This window comes from Vreelandella halophila, from assembly GCF_019903425.1.
Taxonomy (GTDB): domain Bacteria; phylum Pseudomonadota; class Gammaproteobacteria; order Pseudomonadales; family Oleiphilaceae; genus Halospina; species Halospina halophila.
Window position 1 is genome coordinate 1 of sequence record NZ_JACHUZ010000008.1, and the last position, 1,511, is coordinate 1,511.

General features: G+C 63.3%; 1 pseudogene. It reads right to left on the bottom strand.

The features are described 5' to 3' along the window. Positions 1 to 122: 122 nt before the first annotated feature. A pseudogene (locus H4I92_RS00115) lies at positions 123 to 1,394 on the bottom strand (IS5 family transposase); the annotation flags it as partial. Positions 1,395 to 1,511: the final 117 nt, after the last annotated feature.

Below are 1,511 nucleotides of genomic sequence, written 5' to 3' on the forward strand. Positions count from 1 at the left end.
GTCGCCCTTGCGAAACCCGCCTTTCAGGCGGTCGCCGGTTTGAGCTGTGGCGTTGATCCGGGAACATCATTCCCGGATTGATGGATTGCGGCCAGCAGATCCCGAACGAATTGAAGGCCAAAAAGCCGCGCCAGCCGGCGCAGGACCTTCCTCAGGTTGAACCCGACTGCGCACAGCACCGCGTGGACCCGATCGCCTTCGCGCCCGCGCAGGTGGCAGCGGTCCAGCAGGCCTTCGTGTTTCATGTGGCCGATGATCGGCTCAACGCTGTTGCGCCGGTGCTGGTAGCGGGCGTGGGCGGTGCCGTTGCCTTTCTTCTTGCCGGTGATGTGCACGTTGGTCAGCGGCGTGCTCTCGCTGCCGCGATAGCCCCGGTCGACCAGGGTGTTCACCGGCAGCTGGCCGCAGTGTTTGTGCACCCGCTCCAGCCCCTGGTGCAGCGTGTGACCATCGTAGGCGTTGCCGCGCAGGGCCTGGCAGTCGAGCACGAAGCCCTCCCGTGCGGTGGTGATCACACTGACCTTGCTGCCGAACTCATAGGGGGTGCGGGCCTTGCCCTTGGCGATGCAGTCCACCTCCGGCTCGTGCAGGCTGTAGAGCTTGGGCCGGTGTTGAGGCTCGGCGTACTGGCGCCACAGGTACAGTGCCTGGTAAAGCGCTTCATCCAGCCCGTGGTGGCGTTGGCCGCGAGGCTGTTGTCGGATCACGTCGTTGCACACCCGCCCAAGGTAACCGTGGAGCTTGCGAAGGCGTTTGTGCATGCGCCGGAACTGGCGGGCGTGGGCGTAGCGCCCGATCTGGATGACCAACCCATCGAGCGAGCGCTCGTAGGTCTGGCGGAACTTCACACCGTCCGCTTTGGCCCGGCTCACCAGGCGCCGGTGGGCGCGCACCATCAGCCGCGCCTCGCTGGGGTGCTCGATGGCCTTGGGCATCACGGTTGTATCGGCCACCGCCACTCGGAAACTCTCGGGAGCAACCGTGCCCGTGCCTTCACCCAGATCAACCGTCATCTTCAAAAGCGCTCGCGCGCCGTCCTCACCAATACGCCGGCGGAACCGACCCATGGTGGACTCGTCCATCGGCGGCTCATGCTGGAACACCGACTCGCCGCAGAAATACTGCCAGTACGGGTTCTCCACCCACTGATCGAGCAGCTCGCGGTCGGACAGCCCCTGCATGTGCTTGAGCATCTGCAGCCCGGCGTGAAGCCGGATGGGATGGCCTGGGCGACCGTTATCCGGACACCAATAGGGACCGAACTGTGCTTCGCACTGTTGCCAGTCGATGCGTTCGGCCATGCGCACCAGTGGATGGCGCAGGTTGATCATGTCTTCGAGATAGAGCTCAAAGAGCCCTTTCTGGAGCTGCTGGCGGTCGTCGGTGGGAATCATGGCGATGAAAACTACACGGTTTTGGGTCTGTGGGTGCATTTCCGGGGAGAAATTATACCGGAAAACGCGTCCAGGGTCCTGTTTTTGTTATCAAATTGGGTTTTGCAGGGGCGACTA